Annotated in this window: 29 protein-coding genes, 1 tRNA gene and 1 pseudogene; 21 read left to right on the forward strand and 10 right to left on the reverse strand. The window is 29.1% G+C overall.

Annotated elements, in window-relative coordinates:
- The first annotated feature begins 24 nt into the window (after window positions 1–24).
- The 6 genes from BQ7358_RS01170 (at window position 25) to BQ7358_RS01195 (ending at window position 4,460) form a co-directional block, all read left to right on the forward strand.
- Window positions 25–738: an NADPH-dependent FMN reductase gene (locus BQ7358_RS01170; protein ID WP_371524216.1), complete on the forward strand. Its 714-nt coding sequence runs from the start codon at window positions 25–27 to the stop codon at window positions 736–738.
- A 17-nt stretch (window positions 739–755) separates the two neighbouring features.
- Window positions 756–2,000 carry an NAD(P)H-dependent oxidoreductase gene (locus tag BQ7358_RS01175; RefSeq protein ID WP_062172831.1) on the forward strand — a complete coding sequence of 415 codons (1,245 nt, stop codon included), beginning with the start codon at window positions 756–758 and terminating at the stop codon, window positions 1,998–2,000.
- Between the two features lie 163 nt (window positions 2,001–2,163).
- Window positions 2,164–2,523, forward strand: a complete 360-nt coding sequence (locus tag BQ7358_RS01180) for a Spx/MgsR family RNA polymerase-binding regulatory protein (protein WP_072520118.1) — start codon at window positions 2,164–2,166, stop codon at window positions 2,521–2,523.
- Between the two features lie 242 nt (window positions 2,524–2,765).
- A complete protein-coding gene (locus BQ7358_RS01185; RefSeq protein ID WP_231723795.1) occupies window positions 2,766–3,677 on the forward strand; it encodes a class I SAM-dependent methyltransferase in 912 nt (303 codons plus the stop codon).
- 314 nt (window positions 3,678–3,991) lie between these two features.
- Complete coding sequence (rpsU, locus tag BQ7358_RS01190) at window positions 3,992–4,165, forward strand: 30S ribosomal protein S21 (RefSeq protein WP_003147339.1); 174 nt, start codon at window positions 3,992–3,994, stop codon at window positions 4,163–4,165.
- A 136-nt stretch (window positions 4,166–4,301) separates the two neighbouring features.
- Window positions 4,302–4,460, forward strand: a complete 159-nt coding sequence (locus tag BQ7358_RS01195) for a hypothetical protein (RefSeq protein ID WP_062174664.1) — start codon at window positions 4,302–4,304, stop codon at window positions 4,458–4,460.
- A gap of 49 nt (window positions 4,461–4,509) precedes the next feature.
- Here the strand turns inward: BQ7358_RS01195 and BQ7358_RS08870 are convergent, their stop codons facing one another.
- The 10 genes from BQ7358_RS08870 to BQ7358_RS01240 all read right to left on the reverse strand — a co-directional run bounded on the left by BQ7358_RS08870 (window position 4,510) and on the right by BQ7358_RS01240 (window position 12,065).
- Window positions 4,510–5,118 carry a transposase gene (locus BQ7358_RS08870; protein WP_231723783.1) on the reverse strand — a complete coding sequence of 203 codons (609 nt, stop codon included), beginning with the start codon at window positions 5,116–5,118 and terminating at the stop codon, window positions 4,510–4,512.
- Window positions 5,087–5,911, reverse strand: coding sequence for an ISL3 family transposase (locus BQ7358_RS08875; RefSeq protein ID WP_062172723.1), 825 nt, complete (start codon window positions 5,909–5,911; stop codon window positions 5,087–5,089). The genes BQ7358_RS08870 and BQ7358_RS08875 overlap by 32 nt, the downstream gene beginning before the upstream one ends.
- A gap of 152 nt (window positions 5,912–6,063) precedes the next feature.
- On the reverse strand, window positions 6,064–7,011 hold the full coding sequence (gene fni, locus BQ7358_RS01205; RefSeq protein ID WP_062172839.1) for a type 2 isopentenyl-diphosphate Delta-isomerase: 948 nt from the start codon (window positions 7,009–7,011) through the stop codon (window positions 6,064–6,066).
- Between the two features lie 19 nt (window positions 7,012–7,030).
- Window positions 7,031–8,029, reverse strand: coding sequence for a mevalonate kinase family protein (locus BQ7358_RS01210; RefSeq protein ID WP_062172841.1), 999 nt, complete (start codon window positions 8,027–8,029; stop codon window positions 7,031–7,033).
- The gene (gene mvaD, locus BQ7358_RS01215) at window positions 7,996–8,907 is read right to left on the reverse strand and encodes a diphosphomevalonate decarboxylase (protein WP_062172843.1); all 912 of its coding nucleotides are present in this window, start codon (window positions 8,905–8,907) and stop codon (window positions 7,996–7,998) included. Before mvaD ends, BQ7358_RS01210 begins: the two co-directional genes overlap by 34 nt.
- Complete coding sequence (gene mvk / locus BQ7358_RS01220) at window positions 8,889–9,695, reverse strand: mevalonate kinase (protein WP_062172845.1); 807 nt, start codon at window positions 9,693–9,695, stop codon at window positions 8,889–8,891. Before mvk ends, mvaD begins: the two co-directional genes overlap by 19 nt.
- Window positions 9,696–9,910: 215 nt before the next feature.
- Window positions 9,911–10,804: a cation diffusion facilitator family transporter gene (locus tag BQ7358_RS01225; protein WP_062172846.1), complete on the reverse strand. Its 894-nt coding sequence runs from the start codon at window positions 10,802–10,804 to the stop codon at window positions 9,911–9,913.
- 107 nt (window positions 10,805–10,911) lie between these two features.
- Complete coding sequence (locus tag BQ7358_RS01230) at window positions 10,912–11,532, reverse strand: DUF1129 domain-containing protein (protein ID WP_062172848.1); 621 nt, start codon at window positions 11,530–11,532, stop codon at window positions 10,912–10,914.
- Between the two features lie 13 nt (window positions 11,533–11,545).
- Window positions 11,546–11,869, reverse strand: a complete 324-nt coding sequence (locus BQ7358_RS01235) for a PadR family transcriptional regulator (RefSeq protein ID WP_082729112.1) — start codon at window positions 11,867–11,869, stop codon at window positions 11,546–11,548.
- Between the two features lie 112 nt (window positions 11,870–11,981).
- Window positions 11,982–12,065, reverse strand: a tRNA-Leu gene (locus tag BQ7358_RS01240).
- A 168-nt stretch (window positions 12,066–12,233) separates the two neighbouring features.
- Here BQ7358_RS01240 and BQ7358_RS01245 point away from each other — a divergent pair.
- The 15 genes and pseudogenes from BQ7358_RS01245 to BQ7358_RS01315 all read left to right on the forward strand — a co-directional run bounded on the left by BQ7358_RS01245 (window position 12,234) and on the right by BQ7358_RS01315 (window position 25,762).
- Window positions 12,234–13,217, forward strand: coding sequence for a DDE-type integrase/transposase/recombinase (locus BQ7358_RS01245; protein WP_072520188.1), 984 nt, complete (start codon window positions 12,234–12,236; stop codon window positions 13,215–13,217).
- A gap of 625 nt (window positions 13,218–13,842) precedes the next feature.
- Window positions 13,843–13,977 (forward strand): annotated as a pseudogene (locus tag BQ7358_RS09255) (YSIRK-type signal peptide-containing protein); the annotation flags it as partial.
- Between the two features lie 234 nt (window positions 13,978–14,211).
- On the forward strand, window positions 14,212–16,080 hold the full coding sequence (locus tag BQ7358_RS01255; RefSeq protein ID WP_072520119.1) for a SasC/FmtB family protein: 1,869 nt from the start codon (window positions 14,212–14,214) through the stop codon (window positions 16,078–16,080).
- 156 nt (window positions 16,081–16,236) lie between these two features.
- A complete protein-coding gene (spxA, locus tag BQ7358_RS01260) occupies window positions 16,237–16,650 on the forward strand; it encodes a transcriptional regulator SpxA (RefSeq protein ID WP_021752501.1) in 414 nt (137 codons plus the stop codon).
- A gap of 99 nt (window positions 16,651–16,749) precedes the next feature.
- Window positions 16,750–17,625, forward strand: coding sequence for a CvfB family protein (locus BQ7358_RS01265; RefSeq protein WP_062172853.1), 876 nt, complete (start codon window positions 16,750–16,752; stop codon window positions 17,623–17,625).
- Between the two features lie 3 nt (window positions 17,626–17,628).
- Window positions 17,629–17,910 carry a cupin domain-containing protein gene (locus tag BQ7358_RS01270; RefSeq protein ID WP_062172856.1) on the forward strand — a complete coding sequence of 94 codons (282 nt, stop codon included), beginning with the start codon at window positions 17,629–17,631 and terminating at the stop codon, window positions 17,908–17,910.
- Between the two features lie 9 nt (window positions 17,911–17,919).
- Window positions 17,920–18,840, forward strand: coding sequence for a ribonuclease Z (gene rnz, locus BQ7358_RS01275; protein ID WP_062172858.1), 921 nt, complete (start codon window positions 17,920–17,922; stop codon window positions 18,838–18,840).
- A 15-nt stretch (window positions 18,841–18,855) separates the two neighbouring features.
- Window positions 18,856–19,431, forward strand: a complete 576-nt coding sequence (locus BQ7358_RS01280) for an NUDIX hydrolase (RefSeq protein ID WP_062172860.1) — start codon at window positions 18,856–18,858, stop codon at window positions 19,429–19,431.
- 3 nt (window positions 19,432–19,434) lie between these two features.
- Window positions 19,435–19,884 carry a Fur family transcriptional regulator gene (locus BQ7358_RS01285; protein WP_062172862.1) on the forward strand — a complete coding sequence of 150 codons (450 nt, stop codon included), beginning with the start codon at window positions 19,435–19,437 and terminating at the stop codon, window positions 19,882–19,884.
- A complete protein-coding gene (locus BQ7358_RS01290; RefSeq protein ID WP_062172864.1) occupies window positions 19,884–20,333 on the forward strand; it encodes a DUF4064 domain-containing protein in 450 nt (149 codons plus the stop codon). Before BQ7358_RS01285 ends, BQ7358_RS01290 begins: the two co-directional genes overlap by 1 nt.
- A gap of 66 nt (window positions 20,334–20,399) precedes the next feature.
- Window positions 20,400–21,083: a YggS family pyridoxal phosphate-dependent enzyme gene (locus BQ7358_RS01295; RefSeq protein WP_062172866.1), complete on the forward strand. Its 684-nt coding sequence runs from the start codon at window positions 20,400–20,402 to the stop codon at window positions 21,081–21,083.
- Between the two features lie 2 nt (window positions 21,084–21,085).
- Complete coding sequence (locus BQ7358_RS01300) at window positions 21,086–21,766, forward strand: M48 family metallopeptidase (RefSeq protein ID WP_062172868.1); 681 nt, start codon at window positions 21,086–21,088, stop codon at window positions 21,764–21,766.
- Between the two features lie 229 nt (window positions 21,767–21,995).
- A complete protein-coding gene (gene rplS / locus BQ7358_RS01305; RefSeq protein ID WP_062172870.1) occupies window positions 21,996–22,340 on the forward strand; it encodes a 50S ribosomal protein L19 in 345 nt (114 codons plus the stop codon).
- A 103-nt stretch (window positions 22,341–22,443) separates the two neighbouring features.
- Complete coding sequence (locus BQ7358_RS01310) at window positions 22,444–23,145, forward strand: ABC transporter ATP-binding protein (protein ID WP_062172872.1); 702 nt, start codon at window positions 22,444–22,446, stop codon at window positions 23,143–23,145.
- Between the two features lie 4 nt (window positions 23,146–23,149).
- Window positions 23,150–25,762, forward strand: coding sequence for an FtsX-like permease family protein (locus tag BQ7358_RS01315; RefSeq protein ID WP_072520120.1), 2,613 nt, complete (start codon window positions 23,150–23,152; stop codon window positions 25,760–25,762).
- The last annotated feature ends 160 nt before the right edge of the window (window positions 25,763–25,922 follow it).

The raw sequence follows: 25,922 nt of genomic DNA on the forward strand, positions 1-25,922 counted from the left end.
AAATATTTAGGAGGGTTATGAAAATTGGTTCAAGAGATAAAAAATTCTAAAAAAAATAATAAAGAAGTTTCTAACAAAACTACGGTTGAAAAAAATAATATAACAAAAGGGAAAGGACATAAAAAGATGGTTAAATTAATTGGTATAGTTGGTACAAATTCTAAAAAATCTACAAATCGCCAACTTCTACAATATATTCAAAAACATTTTGCAAATAAGGCGGAGATAGAGTTAGTTGAAATAAAAGATATTCCTTTATTTAACAAACCTGCTGATAAAGTTCTTCCGGTGCAGGTGACTGAAATAGCAGCAAAAATAGAAGCTGCTGATGGAGTTATTATTAGTTCTCCGGAGTATGATCACGCAGTTCCGGCATCACTTATGAGTTTAATAGCGTGGTTATCTTATGGAATTCATCCACTATTGGATAAACCTGTAATGTTAACCGGTGCATCTTACGGTACACTTGGTTCATCACGTGCTCAGGCACATATTCGTCAGATTTTAGATTCTCCGGAAGTCAAAGCACGAGTTATGCCAAGTTCGGAATTTTTATTAGGTCATTCATTACAAGCATTTGATGAAGTAGGGGATATTAGTAATCCGGAAACTGTTCAAAAATTAGATAGTTTATTTGCAGATTTCTTACTGTTTATTAAAATTACTGAAAAACTAATGAATGCTCATAAACAAGCAGCAAAAGAAATAGAAAACTTTTCTTGGGAAGAGTTAAAATAGAATAGGAGTGTAGACATATGAAATTAGTAGGAATTGTAGGTTCGAATGCGGAAGTTTCATACAACCGCAAATTAATGGAATTTATAGCAAAAGAATATAAAGATTTATTTACTTTGGAATTATTGGATATTACAAACTTGCCGATGTTTAACCAAGATGAAGACCATTCTAAAGAAAATAAAGATTTAATAGTAATGAATCGTAAAATTTTGCAATCAGATGGAGTTATTATTGCAACACCCGAGCATAATCACACAATAACTGCATCGCTAAAAAGTGCATTAGAGTGGTTATCGTTTGAATTACATCCATTCGAAAATAAACCGGTTATGGTAGTTGGAGCTTCTTATTATGACCAAGGGTCATCACGTGCTCAACTTCACCTACGTCAAGTGTTGGACGCACCGGGAGTAAATGCCATAGTTTTCCCGGGAAATGAGTTTCTTTTAGGAAAAGCAAAAGAGGCATTTGATGAAAATGGAAATATCAAAGATGAACGTACTATTGGATATCTTAGAATATGTTTAACTAAATTTGCAAAATTCGCTACCGTTGCAAAATCTTTAGCAGAGAGAAAACCGACGCCGCCTGAAGATTTAACAGCTAGCGGGAAAATTTCTACAACTATAGAAGGTGTTGAAGGAAATGATGATGACTGGTATGAAAAAGCTGCAGAGAAAGTAAATGCAGTATCAGGTGATACCTATGTAAAACTTGATCGTGGTATTTTAACTGTAGATCAATTAAATTGTTTCCTAAATTCTATGCCGATAGAATTAACTTATGCCGATAGTAATAACCAATTCTTATACTATAATTATAATAAAGAAGAGCATGAAATGTTAGCTAAACGTCGACCGGAACAAGTTGGTTGCTCATTATCAGCGGTTCACCCCGAAAGAGTGCATGGAAGTGTTAGCTGGTTAGTAGGTTTACTTCGTTCAGGTCAGATCGATGTATTTAGAACTCATGTTCCAACACACGGTCCGGATAAATATGTAGTTCATAACTATCAAGCAATGTATGATAAAGACGGAAAATATGCCGGAATTAACGAGTATATTTTAGATTTTAAACCTATTGTTGACTGGTATTTAAAACAAACAGGACAGACATTAGTAAAAAATGGTATGGCGATGTCCGGTGGTTATGCACAAGCACCGGCAGCAGATGCAACAAGCGGCGCATCCGGCGGAGGTCATTCACATGGTGCACCGGCAGCAACACCGGCAGCGGACGCAACAAGTGGTGCATCTGCATAGTTAAAAAGCTAAAAGTTCCTTTATATAATTTTATTAAAGGAATTTTTAGCTTTTTTGTATATTAAGCATATTTCTTTACACAATAGTTACTTAAAGACTATAATATTTAATATTAAAAATTATTATTAATTTAGAAAATGTAAGAAATAAAAGGAGAAGAAATATGCTTTATATTTATGAATATCCGGCGTGTTCTACATGTAAAAAAGCAAAAAAATTATTAAAAGAAAATAATATACAAGCAGAATATTTTAATGTAAAAGAAGAAACGCCGTCTATTGAAAATTTTAAAAAGATATTAGCTACGTTTAATATACCTATAAAAAAATTATTTAATACCAGCGGTTTAGTTTATAAAGAATTAAAATTAAAAGATAAATTAGCCGATTTAACAGAAGATGAGGCATTAAAATTGTTGGTAGATAATGGAATGTTGATAAAAAGACCATTAGCGTTTGATTTGGAAAATGATATATTGCTGTTGGGATATAAAGAAGAGCAATGGGAACAGGCTTTACTTTAATTAAATAACTAATTAATAAGTTCTAAAACTAAATAGATATCTATAGAAGTTATTTGCTGATTGATTATTTTTACTATATTTAATAATTTTTTAAATTTCAGCAAATATAATTTAATACTGGTAGTTTGAATTTCTTTTGAATGTACTGCAATAGCCGTTAGAAATACATTTTTAATACTTTAAGGATAGAGTTGTTAAATATCAGCGGTTATATTATAATTTATGTATAATAAAATTATGGAGTGAGAAAATTGTCGGAATTAGAAGAATTATTTTTCAAGATTGATAGAAAAACGGAAGAAAATAGAAGTAATAATACTTATTTTGAATCATTGATAAATTATTTATCATTAGAAAAAGATGAAGATTATTTTGAAATAGTTGATAATTACTCAAAAGAAACTATAAGAAAAGCGTATCAATTTCTTCTATTGAAGTCACTAAAAGAACTTAATGATCCAAGCTACAGCATTACCCCGGAAATAATAACAATGTATGTTTCTCATTTAATAGAATGTATTTTCGGTGAAAAAAGTATAAGTGTGTCAGATTTTGCAAGTGGGAGTGGAAATTTTTTAATAAATATTGCAGCTTTAAGCAACGGAGAGAAAAGATTAACATCGATTGATGTTGATAATAATTATGTTAAACTTCAACAAAATATTTTTAATTTATTGGAAACGAATGTTGATATTATTAATCAAGATGTCTTAAAACCGTTAGATATAAAAAAACAGGATATTATTGTAAGCGATGTTCCGTTTGGATATTATGCTGATATTGACAACAGCTTAAATTATAAATTATGTAGTAATAATGGTTATAGCCTTAATTCTCTTCTTTTTATAGAGCAAACGGTAAACTATTTAAAAGATGATGGAATTGGAATATTGGTAGTTTCTAGAAAGGTTTTGGAACTTGATAATAAGTTTAAAAAATTTTTAGAAAAAGATATTAATCTTAATGCCGTGATAACATTACCTGTAGAAATGTTTAAAACTGATGAGCAAGTTAAAGTTATTATTTTAATAACTAAAAAAGAACAGAAGCTGCTTCCTAAACAAGTGTTTTTAGCAGAAATCCCAAGTTATCAAAATAAAAAACAATATTCAAACTTTATAGAAGAATTTAAAAAGTGGTTAAAGGAAAGATAATATAGAGCTTTATCAAAAACATTTCATTATAAAAGAGTTGTATCGGTTTTATAATTAATCCAAGTTAGCTAACAAAATTTTCATTATAGTTTATCATTACTTAAAAACTTGATAAAAATTATATATATTTTTTATTATTTTTATAGGTTTGTTTTGTCTTTAAGGTTGACAATACCTTGATTATATAATACAATGTTTAAGTAGATTGCTTAAGCAATCGAATTAATTAAATGACTTTTATGTATTTATTTTAATTTACGGTCGTTTGATTGTATTAAGATTAGACTTTTTTTTATCGGAGGGAGGGAAATCCAATGTCAAAAACTGTAGTTCGTAAAAATGAATCACTAGAGGATGCACTACGTCGTTTTAAACGTGCTGTTTCTAAAAATGGAACTATCCAAGAAGTTCGTAAACGTGAATTCTACGAAAAACCAAGCGTACGTCGTAAGAAAAAATCTGAAGCGGCTAGAAAACGTAAATACTAATTGGTAAATTGTAAAAATTTATTAAGGAATAGTCTAAAGATTTCCCTCTTTTAGATTTATTTTGATAGGTATATTCCTACTTGAATTCTCAAGTAGGAATTTTTTATAAATGCCAAGTTTAAAAAAAGGAGAATATATGTTTGCAATAATTTGTTTGAATTTTATGTTATTAGTATCATGCTGGTATTTAATAGCTGAAAATCAAAAAAATAAAACAAAAATATTAAAAATGGATGAAGATTTAAAAAAAGCAGTTAAGAGGATTGCTAAATTAGAAAATAAAGAAGATACTTAAACTGGCTCTGTGTCAAATACGGGGCATGAGAAAAAATAAGGATAAAATGCTAAGCAATGCAGTGTTGCTTGGCATTTTTCAAAACGCCCTTAAAAGAAATATTATTTTTATACTCAGAAACAAATAACCTAGAAACAACTAAAATGCGTAATCTAAAGTTATAAAAGCTATTATAACCATAAGAAACTCTCTTTAAAACCTTTATCTTATTATTAATACCCTCCAAAGAACCATTAGAAATAGAATACCTAACACTATTAAGCATATACCCTTTATGTTTTCTCATAGTATTAATAGCCTTACTAACACCATCAGATAAATCGATAGTAGATTTTTCAATTAATTCTTTAAACTCCAACTCATTTCTATACCTTATTGCATATCTAATATCCTGAACTCTCTCATAGCTAGCCTTAAATATACAATCTAATCCTAATAAATAATCTAAAATATCACGTCTAGTAACTAAACTCCTAAAACTCCTATTGAAGAAAAACCTACCATGAGTAACATTACTTTCATCTTCTAATATTAACTTCCAATTATTTTTTAAAAGAGTATAATTAATACCTTTTTGTTTTTTGTAAATATTCATTAGCTTAACTCTAGTTCTATTAAGTTCTCTATTAACATTTTGAATAAAGTTCTCTATTAACATTTTGAATAATATGAAACCTATCTATAACAATTTCAGCATTAGGAAACTTATTTCTAATCAACTTCATATAAGGAGTATAAATATCAATACAAATAGCCTTAACATTACTTCTAGCCTCTTTAGAAAATCTGGAAAAATAATTATTTAAAATATACTCAGTTCTACCATCAACTATATCAATAATCTCATGAGTTAAAGCATCTAAAAAAATAAAACTCATACCATTTTTACTATCTTTAGTAAACTTTAACTCATCAAAGCATAAATACTCAGGTAAGGTATTATAGTTAAGAATGTCTACATGGGATTTACATTTATAAAGAGTTCTTATAACAGTATTAACCGATACATTATTCATTTTGGCTATTTGTTTAAAAGATAAAGTATCAGCTAAATCACTCATTATAGAAAACTTAACATTTTTAGAAATACTACAGTATTTATCTACAAAAGAAGTAGTAGCTACAAATTTTTTATTACAAGTTTTACACTTGAAACGTTGCTTTCTTAGTTCCAAATAAGCAGGGATACCTGATATTTTTAATAGATTAATTCTAGTAAGTTCATTAAAGCCGTTTTTAACTACAGTATAACCTTTATTAAGACAACCACAGCATTCACACTTCTTGGGTTTATATGTTAAGGTACCTTTGAATACAAAGTACTTTTGATTATTTTTTATAGTTTCGTTATGTGTTTTCTCAATAGTTATATTTTTATCTTTTATTTGTAGTAGGTTTTTAATGAATTCTCCCTCTTTTATTTCTTTTGTTTTTGTGTTAAAATTATTCATGACAGATATCCTTTCATAGTTTATTTTTTTGCACTTTAATTATATTGGATATTTGTCTTTTTGTATATTAAAAAACAATACGAGGTATGGATTTTCCCCATGCCCCGTATTTATTATACAACCCTTAAACTAAACTCATTTAAGCGTCTTCTTTAACGTACTTTTCGTATTTTCCCGTATAAATCAGGTATATTTTTAGCATTCATTAAAATCATTAAAAATTTTAATTCTTTTTTCCAATGTTCTATTTCTTCTATTAATGCTTCTTTTCCGTTATTGATTAAAATTTCTAAAAATATCCTTGATACTCCGACAGCCTTTGCTCCTAGTGCAAGGCATTTAATCACATCAAGAGGATTTCTAATACCGCCGCTAGCCAGTATATCAATTCTATTTCGGTATTCTTTTGCAATTTCCAAACTTTCTGCTGTAGTTAAACCAATTTCTTCTAAGTAACCGGATTTTTTTTCTCGACGACCATTTTCGATTTTTGCAAAATTTGTTCCGCCCTTTCCACTAATATCAACAGCAGATATGTTTAAGTTTATAGCTAGTTCTATTGTTTCTTTGTTCATACCGAAGCCGGTTTCTTTTAAGATAATAGGTATGGTAGATTTTTCGCTAATCGTTTTTAGTGTGGAATACCATGTTTCAAAATTATGATCTCCTTCAGGCATAATCATTTCTTGGAGTGGATTTGTGTGCATTTGAAGATACTGTGCTTTTGTTTGTTTAATTGCATCTAATATATCATCAACCGATTTATCTAAGCCGAGATTGACAGAATATCCTTTAGGGTAAGCATGTGCATCTTCTTTATTTTTTAATGCCGGAGAGTAAGAGCCGGGGAAAAATTTTATTCCGCATATTTTACTTACTTCTATAAAATCCTGATTTATTTTATTACATTCCTTACCACCGGCTGTAATAGCGTTAATATAGAATGGGTATTGCCAACTTATACCGCAAATATTCGTACAGGTATCAACATCTTCTAATCCAAAGCGTGGAACACTATAATAGTCAATAGCATAGTTGTCCAAGCTGGTTAGTATTGTTTTATCTTCCAATGCAAGTCGGATATGATCATTTTTTCTCATATATATTCCTCTCTACGTCTTAGTTTATTTGTAATTCTTTCAATATTAGATTTATTGAAAAAGGTTTATCAGAGTTTTTAAATCCTAAAACTATATCTCCGCTGCCGGAGCCGCTTTGTTTTCCAGCCGGAAATTTTTCTATGTATTTTTTCATTGGAGCAGTTTCCATTGGGATATTGGAAAAACTCTCTAAAAATAATAAATTTTTACGGATTTTATTAATAGTATTTAAAAATGTATTAACATCATTAGTAAAAAATGTTAAATACAGTTCACTTACTAAAGTATTTGATTGCCTGATAAAAGTTGAGTAGTTATCTATTTTACTACTTTTATTATTGTTCCAAAGTTTAATGTGTTCTCTTGTATCAATAGAATCTCCTGTCCAGTGAGCAAAAAGTTCTATCGGTATATTCGTTGATATTTTTCTTATAATAAGACCATGCCAAGGACTTTCAATTACTTCTTTATCGGAATTACTTTTTTCTATTAGTGATAAAAGCTTGTTGTGTGAGAATTTTTCGTAATAAGTTAAACCTTGTGTTAAACTCCCTGCCACATCTCCCATAGAGCTGCAAATATTATGTTTAATATTATATAGAACAACGAGTTTAAAAATTAATAAATCGTCAAAAGCAATTTTTTCGAAATTAAACATTGCTTTAGCAATAGCAACAAGAACAGCCCCTGAAGAACCTAACCCATATTTGCTGTTTTTTCCATGTAGCTCATTTAAAATAGTAAGTGAAAATGAATTTTTACTTCTTAAGTAATTCTGAGTAAATTTAATAAAATTTTGTATAAGGTGAAAATCTTTATTATCTTCATCTAAAGTTATTTTTTTATTGTACAATGTATCGAAAATAGTAGTTGTGTCACTTGGTTCTATAATGGCAGTAATTTTTTTGGAAACTCCGAGCAAGATTGCTTTTGAGTAATCTTCTAAAATAGCATATTCACCGGCAATATAGAGTTTTCCATAAGCTACTCCATACACATGATTATTTTTTTGTTCCATAATTTAGAAATTTCCTTATATAATATTTCTTGATCTTCTTTAAGATAAAGAACTTTAACATTGGGACCGGCATCCATTGTAAAATAGCAACGATAGCCGCTGTTTCGAAGTTTTTTTACTATATTCATAGCCTGATAACTTTCATCGGTTAAAAATGAAAAACCGGGTGTTGCGGTTTTGGTTGTTGAGTGCATAAGTAGAGCATTTCTTTCCGTTATTTCACCGATTTTTTCAAAATTATTATTTTCAAGAGCGTCTTTCATAGCTGCAAAATCTTTTTTTGCCTGATTAACCCAGTTGGAAAAATTGGTAGAAGTTTGAACACAACGTTCCATGGCTTCACGACTTGAGATTTTTTTTCTATTCTCGTTAACAACAAGAACCATCATTCCAAAATCAAGTGAACAAGAAAGTTCCTCAACACTACCGTCCTCAAGCCAAGAAGCAAGTTTGTAAAAGCTACGGCAAGAAGAGCCTGATCCTTCTTTAGATATTTCGATTAGTTCTTTGGTAGTTTTATTAAGATTAAAGTATTTGTTGCAAGCAAGAACTAACGCCATAGTACCGCTGGAACTGGAAGAAAGACCGGCTGCAGTAGGTACGGTATTGTAACTTTTTATACAGATTTTCTCTCTATCATGCGGAGTGAATTTTGAAATAAAGTTAATTATTTTTTTCACTTCATCATTGTTTTGTTTTTCATTATTAATGTAAAACTCATCTTCATTGGATAAACTTTTTTCGATTTTTGTTTTTGAAATTAAATTGTCTAAACGAAGTGAAAGATTTGGGTTAAATGGTAAAACGGGATTTTTTGATTTTTTCCCCCAATACTTTACCAACGCAATGTTGGCATAACCTAGACTGTAACTATCCATGAGTTATATCCTTTCTCTTTAAGCGAATTTTGAATTTTTCTTGCATTATTTAATGAATCACTAAGACAGATACAACATCCGCCGGCACCACCACCGGTTAATTTTGCACCTTTAGCATTATTTTTTTTGCAAATTTCAACAACTTCGTCATTACTTTTATGACTAACACCGAGTTTTTGAAGTAATTTATGAGACTCATACATATATTCACCGATAACATCAATATTTTTATCTTTTAAATAAGGAATTACTTCATCTGTAATTTTTCCAAGATTATCAATATATTTTTTGTATTGTTTAAAATTATCTTTTATGTGTTTTAATGTTTTTTTAGTAATACCGACAACTCCGGTATCAATAATAAGTAAAAAGCTGTTTAAAGAAAAATTCAAAATTTCAGAACCGTCCTTTTTAGAAAAAAGAAGCGGACTGTCGCTTAAAACTTGATTAACATCAATTCCACTGGGATTTCCATGGATAAATTTTTCACAATCGTTGGCAATAGTTTTTACATCAGTTATATTTTTTGAACGAGCTATTGCAACACTAAGTGCCGCAGAAGAGCCAAGACCTCGTCCTACGGGTATAGTGCTGTTAATATTAATTTCAGTTGTTTTATCAATATCACAACGGTTAGCTATAAAATCTAATATTTTATCACGTTGTTGAACAGTATTTGTTTGTTTTAAAGTAACATCAACTTGCATCTCAGGAAGTGGAATAGTAATTCCTTTGTATCCATAGACAACAGCATGCTCTCCAAAAAAAATTGCTTTAGCGTGTGTCATAATACCCTCGCAAAAATTTTTAAATTTTAAAAATAATTTCAAAAATGAAATTATAAATTCTAATGTACACTAATTATACTGATACCTTGATGATTTGTCAAACAAGTAAAGTTAAAAATATCATAACATATAACAGAGTACAAATAAAAAAGCTAATCAATAAAGTAAGTAAAAAATTTCAGCCATATTACTTTATTAATCGCTTTTTAAATTATTTAATGTTTGTGGCATTGTATACCGTAAGGTTCTAAGTGAATTAGCGTTTCGCAGTAGTAAAATTCTTTAGCTAATTTTCGTTCTATATTAACAGTTATATCATGACTTTGTTTAACATTTAAATTAGGATCTACGGTAATTGTGATGTCAATAAGATAAAGTAGCCCATGAGTACGACCCTTAATATCAACTATAGACATGACACCGTCAATATTATGCAATATTGCCTCAATTTTTTCTATAGTTTCAGTATCAACGCCATCTGTTAATACATAAGTTGCTTCCTTAAATATATTAATAGCGGTCCAAACTATTAATGCTCCGACTATTATTGCGACTATCGAATCTGCTATAGGAATACCGAAGTAAGTCATAACAATACCGACAAGCGTACCGACAGAAACCAAAGCATCACTAAGATTATCAAGAGCAGCTGCTTTCAATGATTTACTGCCGAGTTTTTTTGCCAGTTTGGTGTTATAAAAATAAACGCTAAACATAATGCTACTTGCAATAAGGGCAACAATAGCAGAAAGCATATTAGGTTGCTCATAACTGTGGGTGATAATTTTTCTGATTGCAAAAATTATCACTTCAATACCGGCATAAAGCATAATAAATGAAGCTATTAGGGTAGAAATAAGCTCAGCGCGAAAGTGACCATAAAGATGATCGTCATCAGCAGGCTTTCTGGAAATTTTTAGACCTATTAAAACAAAAATCGAAGATATAACATCCGTTGCATTATTAATTCCGTCGGCTACCAATGCGGATGAATAAAATAAATACCCGGAGGAAAGTTTTATTAATGTGAGAATTAAGTAAGATAAAATACTTAACTTAGCCCCTTGTTCAGCTTTTTTTAATTTATCAAAAATAGAATTGTTACCCATAATATACTCCTAAAATTAGTGTTTAATTATTATAACAAGTTTAAAAAAATTAATCAATAGAAACATATTTAATTTAAAACTAAATTTGTTTCTCTTAGGCGAACTTTTTATTTTTTAAAATTTAAAATTGTATAAACGACTGTAATTAAACATAAAAATAATATAATTTCTGTAATAAATGGTGTTAGTGGGATAGAATATGCTTTTAAGACATTAAGATAACCGTATGTTGTAAGAAGCGGTATTATAGTAAAAGAAATACTGAGTAAGAACCCTGAAAATATATAAATGTACCATCTATTATGTGTAAAAGCAATATATAATGCTAATATACTTAATATTATATTTGTAACACTGCTTGCTAATGTATATATCGGATAAATATTATCTTCAAAAAGATATGGAATAATATTTATACTAAGAAATATTAAAGCTAACATCATGAGAGGTCGTAATATTTGTCTTAATGGTGCGGCGGATAATTCATTAATAATTCTGTTAGCCAAGTTTTTGACGTCCCCATAAACATCGATAAATGTTTTTCCTTGTGATTGATAGATAATAAGATCTTGCTCTATCTCAAGTAATATTATTTCAAGTTGTTTTTCATCCTTAAAAAAGGATTTGGTTCGTAGAAAGACTAAGAGTTCATCAAAATGTTTTTTATTTTCTTTCGTTAATTGGTGTTTTAGTTTATTATTGTATTTAATTAATGTTGATATTTCCATATGTGTATTTCCTTTATTGTTGTAAAATATTATTAATTGCAGTTGATATTTGATGCCAAACATGAGAAAATTCATCAATATATTCACTACCCTCAGATGTCAATGTATAATATTTTCGAGGAGGCCCATCGGTACTTTCTTTAAGATAACTGGATATTAATTTTTCTTTTTCTAATTTTAAAAGGAGGGGATATATAGTTCCTTGGGCAACCATTTCAAGCCCAAATTTACTTAGTTCTTCAGTTATTTCATAACCGTACATATCCTTATTTTCAATTAATCTAAGTACACATGCTTCGAGCGTGCCTTTCAGTATTTGAGATGTGTTAATTTTCATAAATATCTCCTTTGGGTACTTTGTTTAACAATATACTAACATATCTATGGTATTTTGTAAAACAAAATAGTTGGATAAAAAAAAGAGAAACCGTTTTGATTTTCTCTAATTATACCAGCAGCCGGGGTCGAACCGGCACGATGTCACCATCGCTGGATTTTGAGTCCAGTGCGTCTGCCAATTCCGCCATGCTGGCATTACCTATATATAATAACATAAATAGTAATAGTTTGTCAAAAAAATTTTCAAATTAAATTCAAAAATTTTGTAGTGTTACAATAGATGTGAGACATATAATAAAAAAAAGAAGAGTAAATCCTGTATAATGAAGTTACCTACAAATCAAAAAAAGGAATTTAGTCTTATGAAAACTATTATAACAGAAAATATAGAAAAAACACAACGATATATACCTCATACTTTACAAACAAGAATAGCTGCAGTTAAAACTTATAGAAACGGTAACTCTATTCGTTTTGTTTGTAGGCGCTATAAAATATCAAAAGCCTCTCTTTTGCGTTGGAATAAAAAATATGACGGTACTAAAGAGTCTCTTATAGATAAGTCTCATAGACCTCATTCCATTCACCCTAACGCCCATACAGTTGAAGAATTGTCTTGGATTAAAAATCTTATTAAACGTAATCCTAATATTTCTATGATTGAATTATATGCTAAACTTAAATTCAACAAAGGTTATAAAAGACATCCTTGTTCTTTATTTAGAGTGCTTAGAAAATTAGGCTTTTATAAAGATACTAAGAAAAAAGTAATTCCTTATAAACCTAAACCTTATGACACACCTACTGAAATTGGTAAAAAATGGCAACTTGATGTGAAATATGTTCCTAAACGTTGTTATGTAGGAGAAATTCCTGATAAATTTTATCAATATACTATTATTGATGAAGCTACTAGGGAAAGATTTATTTTCCCTTTTAAAGAACAATCATCATATTCTACTGTTCAATTTGTTAAAATGGCTATTGATTATTTTGGGTATAAACCCAAGATAATTCAAACTGATAATGGTTTTGAATTTACGCATTTTAAAGATACTAAACGAATACACCCTTTTGATGTATTGTGTAATAATCTTGGCATTAAACATCAACTTATTAGACCTAGAACTCCTAGACATAACGGTAAGGTTGAACGTAGTCATAGAAATGATAATGAACGTTTTTACAGGCATTTATCTTTCTTTTCGTATGATGATCTTATATCTCAGATGAAAAAGTATCTATATCGCTCTAACCGTCTTCCTATGCAGACTTTAAATTGGCTTTCTCCTGTTGAAAAAAGAAAAGAGCTACGGAAAGAGTCTATAAAAATATGCCGGCTTTAATTCCTTGTTAGATAATAGATTTCACAACTTATTTGTCAAGGACAAGGGCTACGCCTTTTTCAAATCCTTGACAAATAAGTTTTAGAAATCCGAAATGTTCTCTAAGGAATTAAAGCTGGCAAATCTAATAAAATAATGTAATTTACGTCGGGGGCTTCATACGGTTTACATAGAAGCTAGCTTCTATGTAATTCTATTATATCTGGTATTTATTTTTTACTTTTTTTGTCTCACATCATTTACAAATGTACAATTTTCAAATTAAATTCAAAAATTTATTTAGTATTATAATGTGTATATTGTGATGAGTATATATAGTTAGTAATAAAACTATGAGCAAAAAACATTTTATAGTAGTTTGTTGGTTAAAATTATTTATCGTTGTTTTAAATATAAAATTATTTAAACTAATTATATTTTTATTTTCTGGAAACGTTATTTTTATTTTAATTTTATCATTAAATATCCAAGTTTATATTTTATTATTATAAATTTTTTTAACTATGTTAATACTTTATAACGATAATATCAAAATATTTATATCAAAATTTATGGACAAATTAAGAAAAAAGTAGGATAATTGAACATAGTGTTATAAAATGAAAGGATATATAATATGTAAACAATTGGAAAAAATAATTATAAATTATATTTAGAAAAAAGAGGGGAAAAATTTAATCATTATTCAATAAAAAAACTTACTATAGGAACGGCTTCGGTAGCGGTAGCTGCTTCAATTTTTCTAGGAGTAGGGGGAGTTGCCCATGCAGAAGAAAAAACTGTTAATGAGAAAGTATCCGCAGTTACCAATGTTGAACTAGAAAAAAATCGATTAACAGCTTACATACAAAATATTCAGGAAAAATTAGAAAATGGCAGTTATAAAAATAAAACGGAAGAAAGCATAAATATTTTAAAACAAAAATTAAAAGAAGCAAAAAATATTTCGTCAACTGCTACTTCTCAAAAGGAAATAGATAGTGCTTACCAATCATTGGTAACTATAGTAAATTCTAAACTAGAATCTAAAAAAGAGGATAATTACAGAGAGACATCAGTTAAAATAAAAGGGAATAAGACTGATAAATCTGACATACAGGCAAGTAAAACTAATATAGAATCTAATAGTATATTGGATAAAAGTTTAAGAATGGGAACATCAAGTTTTCGTTCTGTAAATGAAACAGAAGCTAAAGACGACACTCATCACAAAAATGAAAAAAAACTTAATATTATTAATGGTAATTTTGAACAAGGGCAAGGATTACAATTGCCCCAAGGATCAACTAATATAGTGACAAATGATAAAGATAAAGTAGCAGGATGGAAAGTTGTAGATCCGACTAAACAAACGGAAATACCTATAGCTAATGCTCAAAAATCAGATTATGGTTCAAATACCTCTGATTCAAACGCCCCATATGGAGCTGTTTTGGGTGGGTATACTGAGAAAAAAACAAATCAAGGTAATCCTGGTACTACCAAAGTTGATACAATAGGTGGCATATATCAGGAGTTTGATGTTACTCCTGGTTCTGAATTATTGGTAAAATACAATTCTTCAAGTTTTGGAGCAGCTTATGGTTTTGCCGGAGCAAAATTAACTGTTTCAGATGCTGATAATCTAAGTAATATCTTATATAGCGGAGTTCCTAATTGGAGTGGTTTTCAAAACTTTGGGAAATTTGACGGAAAGATTATTAATATTCCAAAAACAGTAAAAAGAATTCGAATAACATTTGAGGATGCTGACAATTATAACCATGCAAACACGGATAATAATAAATTTGATACCAAGAATAAAACAAAAGTTTATCCAGGTGGTGTAGTAAGTAATGTTCGTGTTAACAGCGGTTCTTATATAGTATCCCAAGTAACCAAAACGAATTATGAGGTAAGTTCATCATCAAAAATAGCAAAAACGGTTGAAGTTACCGTAACTGTTAAAGTGGAAAATAAAGGCTGGGAATCATCAGCTAACACAATCTATAAAGTGAAACTACCAAAAGGTGCGAAGGTACTTTCAGGTGGCACCGAATCTAATGGAGAGTTAACTGTTAATGTCGGTAAAGTTGAAAGTCATACATCTAAAACAATTTCTTATAAACTTCAATTACCGGCTGATACACCGATAAAAGAAAGTTTGGAAGGAATTGTAAATTATGAAACCAATGGTATGGTAATTAATCAAAGTGGTATCAAAACAAAAAATCAAGGAAAAGAAACAGTAAATACACAAATAATAACTGTTAAAATGTACAAGGAAGAACTTCGTAAGAATCTAGAAACTGTAAAAAATTCATTAACAGGTTTAAAACAGTCAGATTATACAAAAGATTCGTGGAATGCGTTGCAAAATACCATAAGTAAAGCCGAAAAAATTTTGGCGGAAACAGATCAAACACCTGTGCAAGATCAAGCTAATCAAGCTACAATAAATAGTTTAGAACTTCAATTAACAAAAGATAGAGAAAAACTTGATATTGCCAAAATACTTAAAGAAAAAGAGGCAGAAATCGAAGCAAGTAAAGGAACAAAAGAAGAAAAAGAAGCGGCGAAAGCTAAAGCAAAAGAAGAAGCTGACAAAGCGAATAAAGCAATAGACGAAGCAACAACAAACGAAGACGTGACAAAAGCGAAAGACGCGGGAGTAAGTGCAATTAATAATATATCAATAAAATCAAAACAAAAGGATAAATTTAAAAAAATATTACCAGAAAAATCCAATTTGAATACTAATGAAAGAACGATAAAAAAACTGTTTAATACAGGACAAAATACAGATTTATCATTTTCAGGATTAGCTTTGGGAGTATTAGGAATGTTATTAATCGCCAAACGTCGTAAAGAAAATAAAAAGTAAAATCTACAGTAATTAACACTAGTTTCCAATACTTATTTTTGGTAAACATTAAAATATTTCTTTAAATATAATATTGCCAAAGTATAACTTATATAGTATAATATAGGAGTATATAGATTATAAAAATATTAATGTTATTTTTATAAAGGAGTGTGAATGCTGGTGGTAGTTACATTGTTTACATCGCCTAGTTGTACTTCTTGTAGGAAAGCAAAGGCTTGGTTAGTGGAAAATAATATAGAGTTTGTAGAAAGAAATATTTTCTCTGAAGCATTGACAACGGAAGAAATAAAGAATATTCTCTCAATTACTGAACACGGAACAGAGGACATTATTTCATTTAGATCTAAGACCTTTCAAAAGTTGAACTTAGATATAGATAGTATGTCAATACAAGATTTGTATAAAATTATACGTGATAATCCGGGAATGCTAAGAAGACCTATCATCGTAGACGATAAAAGATTACAAGTAGGATATAACGAGGATGAAATTAGAAGATTTCTTCCAAAAGAAATTAGAGTAAATCAATTAAATCAATTAAAACAAATAAAGAGCGAAGTTGAGTAAGTATGCCCTGATACTGCTTTTAACTAAGAAGAGAGAGGTTGATATTAGGTATCAACCTTTTTTTATGAGTATTTAATAATAAAAAGAAAGAGGTATTAGATGGAAAAAGATACTAAGTTTATAACGGGAGAAATTCATTTTTTAGAACTTGTAGAAAAAAAGAGTTCTTCTCTTGTATTTAAAGGTCCAAACGGAGAAGAAATAAATTGTAATGAATCGGATGTAGATAGCTTGAATAATTATAATCTAGGAGAAGAATACTCAATGTTTGTTTATCCTTCAAGAAGTGGAAAATTATTTTCAACGCCTAATATTCCGGAAGTTACTTACGGAGAATATGCCTTTAGCAAAGTAGTAAAAGTAGAAGAAGACAGGGTAGGTCTGGATATAGGTTTTTCTCGAGAAATTCCATTATTGGCAGAAGATTTGCCAAAATTACGAAGTGTTTGGCCAAAAGAAGGTGATGAGTTATTTATAACATTGCGTCGTGACTATACAGGGCAACTTTTTGCTCGTCTTGCAACGGAAACAATAGTATCAACACTTTATTCAAAAGCTACAAAAAATTTAAAAAATAAAGACTTGGAAGCATACCCATATCGTTTAATGAAAGTAGGAACATTCTTGTTATCAAAAGATGGATACAAAATTTTTGTTCATGAATCGGAGCGTGAACTTGAGCCTCGTCTTGGAGAAAAAGTATCGCTTAGAGTTATTGGGATAAAGGATAACGGAGAAATAAACGGTTCATTTTTACCACGTGCTTATGAACGAATGGATAAAGATGGACAGGCTATTCTTGATTATATCGAAAATAACGGGTACTGTGATTTCACCGATAAATCATCTCCTGAAGAAATAAAAGCTGTTTTTGGGATGAGTAAGGGAAGTTTCAAGCGTGCTGTGGGAAGATTGTTTAAGAATAAATTAATAATGATTGAAGAAGATGGATTATATAAACGTAAAGGAAGATAAGAAATGAGAAAAGTTAAATTAGATAAAAATGCTTTATTAGGTGGAATAGTATTAGAACATGAACGTTATCAAGTAGTTCATATGAATTTAAAAGCAGGGAATCAAACAGATTCTTACAGTAATAATAAAAATATATTACTGTTTAATATTAGTGGAAAAATTACAGTTACATTTGAAGAAACAGTTGAAATCTTAAATGAATTTGAGTTGTTGGAAGTTCCGGCAGGGGTTGAACACGTTATTACCTGCTTGGGAGATGCTCAGATCTTCATAGTAAAATTATAAAGGTGAATAATGAATTTTCAATTTTTAGGAACAGGAGCGGGGCTACCGTCTAAATTTAGAAATACTCAAAGTATCGTATTTAATTTTATGCAGGAACTTCATGAGTGTTGGATGTTTGATTGTGGAGAAGCCACACAACATCAAATATTGGAAACAACAATAAAACCTACCAAAATAAAAAAAATTTTTATAAGTCATCTTCATGGTGATCATGTATTGGGACTTATCGGTTTTTTATCATCACGAAGTTTTTTGTTGGATAAAAAAAGTACAGATTTAGAAATATACGGGCCGGTCGGTATAAAAGAATATATTTTAATGAATTTGAAATTCACATATTGTTCACTAAGTTATAATATAAAATTTATTGAATTTTCTAGCGAACAGTGTATAATAGATAATAAAACCTTGAGCGTTTATGCTTACCCATTAAGACATAATGTAGAATGTTATGGGTATAAGATGGTTTTTAAAGATCAAAAAGGTAGTTTAAATGTTGAGAGATTAAAATCACTCGGTATAGAACCCGGACCTTTTTATCGGGTGATAAAAGATGCAGATACTTTTGAATTTAATGGAAAAACTTATAATTCAACAGATTTTTTATCAGAAGATAAAAAAGGAAAGGTCATAACCGTCATAGCGGATACAAGGTATTTTATAGAGTTGAGAGATTTTGTTAAAGGAAGTGATGTATTCATTACTGAATGTACATATTTAGATAAAAAAGACCATAACTTAGCTAAAAAAAATGCTCATTTAAGTGTAATTGATGTAGAGAATTTGGTAAAAAATAATAATATTAAAAATCTATATTTAACTCATATTAGTGCAAGATATGATAAAATTATTGAAAATGAAGTGAAAAGTCAGTTGCTAAAGGAATGTAATACTTATATTGCAAAAGATTTTGCTGAATATAAAATTTAATATTTGGAGAAGCTTATGAAAAACAACACCGTAAAAAATAACCTAGAAGAAAAAACAGTGGAAGTGAAAAAAATTTTTAAAGGAAAAGTTTTAGATGTCGAAATTCATACTGTAAGTTTACCTAATGGGGAAACATCAACACGAGAATTGATTAATCATAGAGGGGCTGTAGCGATACTTGCCGTAACAAAAGATAATGAGGTGATTTTGGTAGAGCAATATAGAAAAGCTATAGACAGCGTTACTTTGGAAATACCCGCGGGTAAATTAGAAGACGGAGAAGCTGATAATAAGAAAAAATCAGCAGTACGTGAACTTCAAGAAGAAACCGGTTATGTTGTAACGGAAGATAGATTGGAAAAAATCTGTGATGTCCATGTAGCACTTGGGTATAGTTCAGAATTAATCACCATTTATTATGTAGACAATTTGGAATACGCAGGTGAGCAAAATCCTGATGAAGATGAATTTATTAATTTGAAAAAATATCCTATAGATGAGGCGATAAAATTGTTGGATGATAATGTTATAACAGATAGTAAAACAATGTTGGCATTATTATATTTAAAAACAAGGAAAGGAAAATTATAATATATGAATATTTTTGAGAAGATAATAAAAGTAATTCAAAAATCACCATACAAAGTAACCCCACAACGTGAAAAAATTGTTGAGATTTTGATAGAAAATAAAGATAAGCATCTAAGTGCGGAGGAATTGTACTTTATTCTGAAAGAAAAAACTCCGGACATTGGGATTGCTACAGTTTATAGAACTTTAGATATATTTTATGATTTGAAAATTTTAGAGAAGATTTCATTTAACAACGGTGTTTCAAAATATCATCTACGACAAGCAAATAATGAAGAATTACATCACCACTTAATATGTACAGAATGTAATGTAATAGAAAAAGTCTCAAATCCAATATTTAATAAATTGATAGAGTATATGAAAAAAGAGTATGAATTTGAGGTTCAGGATAATTCGTTATCTTTCTATGGTATTTGCAAAAAATGCAAAGATAAAAAAGGTGCGAAGTAATGGTTCTTGATAAATTAGAGAAGATTTTATTACTTATAGCCGGTGTAGTTTACGTAATTTATATAATTTTTCTGGGAACTACTATAAAATTATTTAAAAATTATGTTGGTAATGAATATTTACGCACGAAAATTGTTGATCAGATAAGAGAACAAACAAAACTTACACAAGATAGTGCAAATGTATCAACAAAAGATATGCATTTTATTTTTCAGGTAATGGGACAGCTTGCTTGGATATATTTTGCGTTATTAATAGTTTTATTTCTCTTGATGATATTTATGTTATTTAAGAAAGGCATTAATCATAATATCGTAGCATTTTTATTACTGTTATACAGTGTTGTGCTGTTGGTATTCAGTTTAGGAATATTATTTATTAGCTGTATAATTTATTTCCTTATAGGGCTTAGAATTATATTAACAAGAAACAAAGAACAAAGAGTGTAATTAAGGCGAACATATTTGTCTTGGTTATGCTCTTTAACAATAAAACATTTAAAAGGTGATAATTAAATGAATATTAGAGAAAATTTTAATAATATCCAAAATAATATAAGAAAAATATGTAAGAAAAAGGGTAGAAATCCTGAGGAAGTGCAGTTAATAGCAGTAACAAAATATGTAACTGATAAACGAGTTGCGGAGGTGATAAATTCAGGAATAACAAACTTTGCAGAAAATAGATCGGATAATTATAGTAAAAGAAAAAATATTTTTCCAAATTATACGTGGCATTTAATCGGTAGTTTACAAACTAGAAAAGTAAAAGATGTGATAAATGAAGTGGATTATTTTCACGCTTTGGACAGAGAAAATTTAGCCAAAGAAATCAATAAAAGGGCGACAAAAGAAATTAGTTGTTTTGTACAAGTGAATGTATCCGGTGAAGAAAGTAAACACGGTTTAAAAGTCGACGAAGCGGAGAATTTTATTAAATCATTAGAAAACTATTCAAAAATAAAAGTCGTTGGACTTATGACAATGGCACCGTTTATTGAAGATGAAATTATATTGAGAAATTGTTTTAGAGAATTAAAAATGCTACGGGACAGAATCAAAAATTTGAATTTACCTTATGCTCCATGTAAATACTTATCAATGGGAATGAGCAATGATTATAAAATCGCACTGGAGGAAGGTGCAACACATATTCGTATAGGAACTGCTTTAGTTGGGAATGAATTAAAGAGGGATTAAATTTGAAAAAAAATATTACAGTTGAAGAGTTAGATATTATCGTAAAATATCGAAAAAATATGAAAAATATTTATTTGAAAGTTGAAAAAGATGGGAATATTACAGTCTCTGCACCTCCCAAAACACCGAATTATATTATAAAAAAATTGGTATGTGACAATATTAAAGAAGTAAAAACTAGAATTGAAAATATTAACCAAAGCAATTCAAGTAGAGAGTATGTAACCGGAGAGAAATTTTATATTTTCGGTAAAGAAAGAAAACTTTTAGTAGAAAATGCGGATAAAAATTTTTTAGTTATCTCCAATAGTATTATATTAGGAATTACTGATAAAACTGATAAAGAAAAATTTATGGGTAGGAAGTTAAGACAAGTTCTTCTAACAGAGGCTAGAGAATTTGTAAAACATTATGAGAGAATAATGAATGTTAAGGTAAACGAACTTAGAATAAAAAAAATGAAGACACGTTGGGGAACTTGTAATATAGAAAAACAAAGAATTTGGGTTAATGAAGAGCTTACAAAATACCCGATAGAATGTTTAGAACATATCGTAGTTCATGAAATGACGCACTTATTAGAAACACATCACACACCTAGATTTTATAAGTTATTAGGAAAATTTTATCCGAATTATAAGGAAAATGATAAATTGCTAAGGGAGTTTTCAAAAAAATCGTAAAAAAATAAGAAAGTATAACTTGCTGGAATATTTGTGAAATAATATATAGTTTTTTATTATAACCTAACTTACAATAAAAAATTAGCTGACTAATAAAAATTTTCAATTTTTTCTTGCTATTTAGTTTTAAAAATGATACAATAGACAGGATGTGAAAGCATTAATTACGATGTTCCTCTGTTAATCAAGCATTAATAACGAGCATTTTGTAAAAAAAGGAGAAAGAATAATGAGCAAAATCATTGAAGCGGTAACTAAATCGCAATTAAGATCAGATATTCCTGAATTTAAAGCCGGGGATACAGTAAGAGTACATGTTCGTATCGTAGAAGGTGGACGTGAACGTATCCAACAATTTGAAGGAGTAGTTATTAAACGTCGTGGTGGCGGAATTTCTGCTACATATACTGTACGTAAAATTTCTAACGGTGTTGGTGTAGAAAGAACATTCCCTGTTCATACTCCAAAAGTTGAGAAAATTGAAGTAGTACGTAAAGGTAAAGTTAGACGTGCTAAATTGTATTATCTACGTAATTTACGTGGTAAAGCTGCTCGTATCAAAGAAATTCGATAAGAAAAAATTAAAGGATAATCCCATTATCAATTAGATTTTGGGATTATTTTTTATGTAAATTATATGGTATAATAAAAGGGAATACGATTGAAAGAGTGATAATATGAAAAAAATAATAGTCAAAAATTTAGTAAAAGAATACGGAGAAAATGATAACAAAGTAATTGCGAACGATAATATAAATTTTGAAATAGACGAAGGGGAATTTGTTGTTATATTAGGACCCAGCGGAGCGGGGAAAAGTACCCTGTTAAATATTATTGGAGGTATGGATTCAGCAACATCGGGTTCAATAAAAATATTTGGTAAGGAAATAGTAGCTTTAGATGATAAAGAATTAACAAAGTATCGTAGAGAAAAAATTGGTTTTGTTTTCCAATTCTATAACTTAATACCGAATTTAACCGTTTTGGAAAATGTAGAATTGGCTGAACAAATAGTAAAGAGTCCAAAATCGGCTGAAGAAATATTAAAAATTGTTGGCTTAGAACATAGATTACATAACTTCCCAAGTCAAATATCCGGCGGTGAGCAACAACGAGTAGCTATAGCACGTGCAATAGCTAAAAATCCTGATGTTTTACTTTGTGATGAACCGACAGGGGCGTTAGACTATAAAACAGGGAAAAGTATACTAAAAATCTTAAAAGAGTATTGTCAAAATGAAAATAAAACGGTTATTATTATTACTCACAACAGTTCAATAGCACAAGCGGCGGATAAGGTAATAGAAATTTATGATGCAAAAGTAAAAGATATTATTATCAATAAAAATCCAAAAAGTATAGACGAAATAGAGTGGTAGTGTTATGAAAGCAATAAATAAAGACATTTTTAGAGAAATATTAAAAACAAAAGCAAAATTTATTTCTATAATGATAATAATGTTTTTAGGTGTTTTTATATTCGTCGGTTTAAAAGAAACATCTCCAACTATGGAAAATACCTACAATAAACACCTTGAAAAATACAATTTTTATGATTTAAGAATTACACATAATTTTGGAATTAGTGATGATGACCTGAATGTTATAAAAAAATTAGATAACATTTCAGAATTAGAAAAGTATTATATAAAAAAATTGCAGATAAATAATAATGGTGATTATTTAAACGTAGAATCGCTACCTGAAAAATTAGCAACACCAAAAATAACTTCCGGACAACTCCCTAAAAATAATAAGGAAATAGCATTGGTGGAATCATTGCAAAATAAATATAAAATCGGTGATACCATCACATTCAATCAAAATGATAGCGACGAAAATAAGTTAAAAGAAACAAGTTATAAACTGGTAGGTTTTGTTCAAGGGGCAGATCATATTGAAGTTTCAAATCATAACTTAGCGAATAAAGATTACTTCGGTTATGTAATTAAAGAAAATTTTTCTTTTAAAAATGCAACCGGAGTAAACATAAAACTAACAAATATTAAATATAAGTATAGTGATAAAAATTACACAAAAGAAGTAAATAAAAGTAGAGATAATTTAATAGAGCAACTTCAAGTACAGCAGAGAATAGATGAAAAAAATTATTTAGAAGTTAATAAGAAAAAATTGCAGGAAAATGAGCAAAAGATAATTGAAGCGGAAAAAACTCTAAAAGATACAAAAAATCAGGTGGAAGCACTAAAAAATATTGATATTAATCAGTATAATCAACAAGTAAAAAAAATAACTGAATCGGAATTGAAAATTAAAGAGAATAAAAAACAGCTTAATGTAGCAAAACGAAGTTTAGAAAATGAAACTTATCCAAGATTTAATGTTGAAAATATTAGAGGATTGAAAAATTATGCTCAATTTATTGATTCAGCTGCCAGTTTAACTTTTGTAGCTAATGTATTTTCTATATTTTTATTTGTAGTATCTATCTTGGTTTCATTGACGACTTTAACCAGAATGATAGATGAAAATAGGATAAATATAGGAACATTAAAATCTTTAGGATACAGCAACTGGCAAATTTCTAAAAAATATTATATTTATGGGGTGTTATCAACTTTAATTGGAACAATATTAGGTATAATAGGAGCTTATTTAGTTATTGTACCGGTGGTTTATAATTCATATGCCAGATTTTTCACGCTGAATAAACCGGTATCAGTCTACAGCCCGTTAATTTTAATATCAGCATTTGGTATAGCTGTAGGTTGTATAATTTTATCAATTTTTATACCACTTAGAAAAAACCTTAAAGAAAAAAGTGCTTATTTGTTAAGACCTAAAGCACCTAGTGGAGGTAGTAGAATATTTTTAGAAAAAATTTCTTTCATTTGGAGAAGATTAACCTTTTTAAGAAAGGTAACATTTAGAAATATTTTTCGTTATAAAATAAGAATGCTTATGACTATTTTTGGCGTTACGGGATGCTTAGCGCTAATGTTTATAGGTTTTGGAATACGCTATGGCGTCATAGACATATCTAACGAACAATTCAAAGTTATAAATAGAGTTGATATAGCAGCTACTTATAATCCATATATTGATGAAAAAGATGTCGATAATATTCAAAATGAAATTAATAATAATAACAATGTAATTAGAAGTGCAAAAGTGAATATGCAGTTAGCCACTATTGAAAAAAATCATGAGATATTGGACAGTATTCAGTTGCTAACCTTAGACGAAAGTAACTACAAAGATTATATATCATTAAAAGATAATTCAAAGGAATTGGATTTACCTCAAGATAGTGCGGTGATTAATGAAAAGCTGGCATATTTGCATAAACTGAATATAGGTGATAATTTTTCGGTAATCGTTAATGATAAGGAATATAGTTTAAAAGTAGGAGCGATTAATAAAAATTATTTCGGTCATACTATATATATAAATAAAAATTATTATGAAACTGTGTTCGGTAAAAAATATCAGGACAATACATTTTTAATAAAAACAAATGAAAACAGTGGTGTAGTAGAAGAGTTAACAAACACATTAAAAAATAATAAAGATATTGTTGGCGTAAGTGATAATTCAAAAATTCAGGAAACATTGGATAATTTTATAAAAGGTATAGATATTATTGTGGCAGTAATGGTACTTTGTTCAGTAACATTGGCATTAGTAGTGCTGTATAACTTAATTAATGTTAACGTTTCAGAACGTATTAGAGAACTCTCAACGATAAAAGTGCTTGGTTTTTATCCAAAGGAAGTGACGATATATGTTTTTAGAGAAATATTCTATTTGAGCGGTGTTGGAATAATATTGGGGAATTATCTCGGCTATAGATTATATTTAAGAATAATCTTGGAACTGGCAGGAAGGAATATGATGTTTAGTAGTAGAGTACCTGTTATTGTCTATGCCTTGGCAACAGGAGTTACTATATTAATAACTATAGTTGTAACGTTAATCATGCACAGAAAACTGAAAAAAGTAAATATGGTAGAAGCACTTAAAGCTATAGAGTAGTTATAAAAAATATTATTATTTTTAAGGAGATGATATAATGACGATTACTGTTACAAAAAAGGCACAAGAATATTTAGTAAAAAAACAAAGATATAACATAATTATAACTTTAGATGAGATATTATGTTGAGGAGGAAGAAAGAGAAAAGCTATTACGATT

Source organism: Gemella massiliensis (assembly GCF_900120125.1).
Taxonomy (GTDB): Bacteria; Bacillota; Bacilli; order Staphylococcales; family Gemellaceae; genus Gemella; species Gemella massiliensis.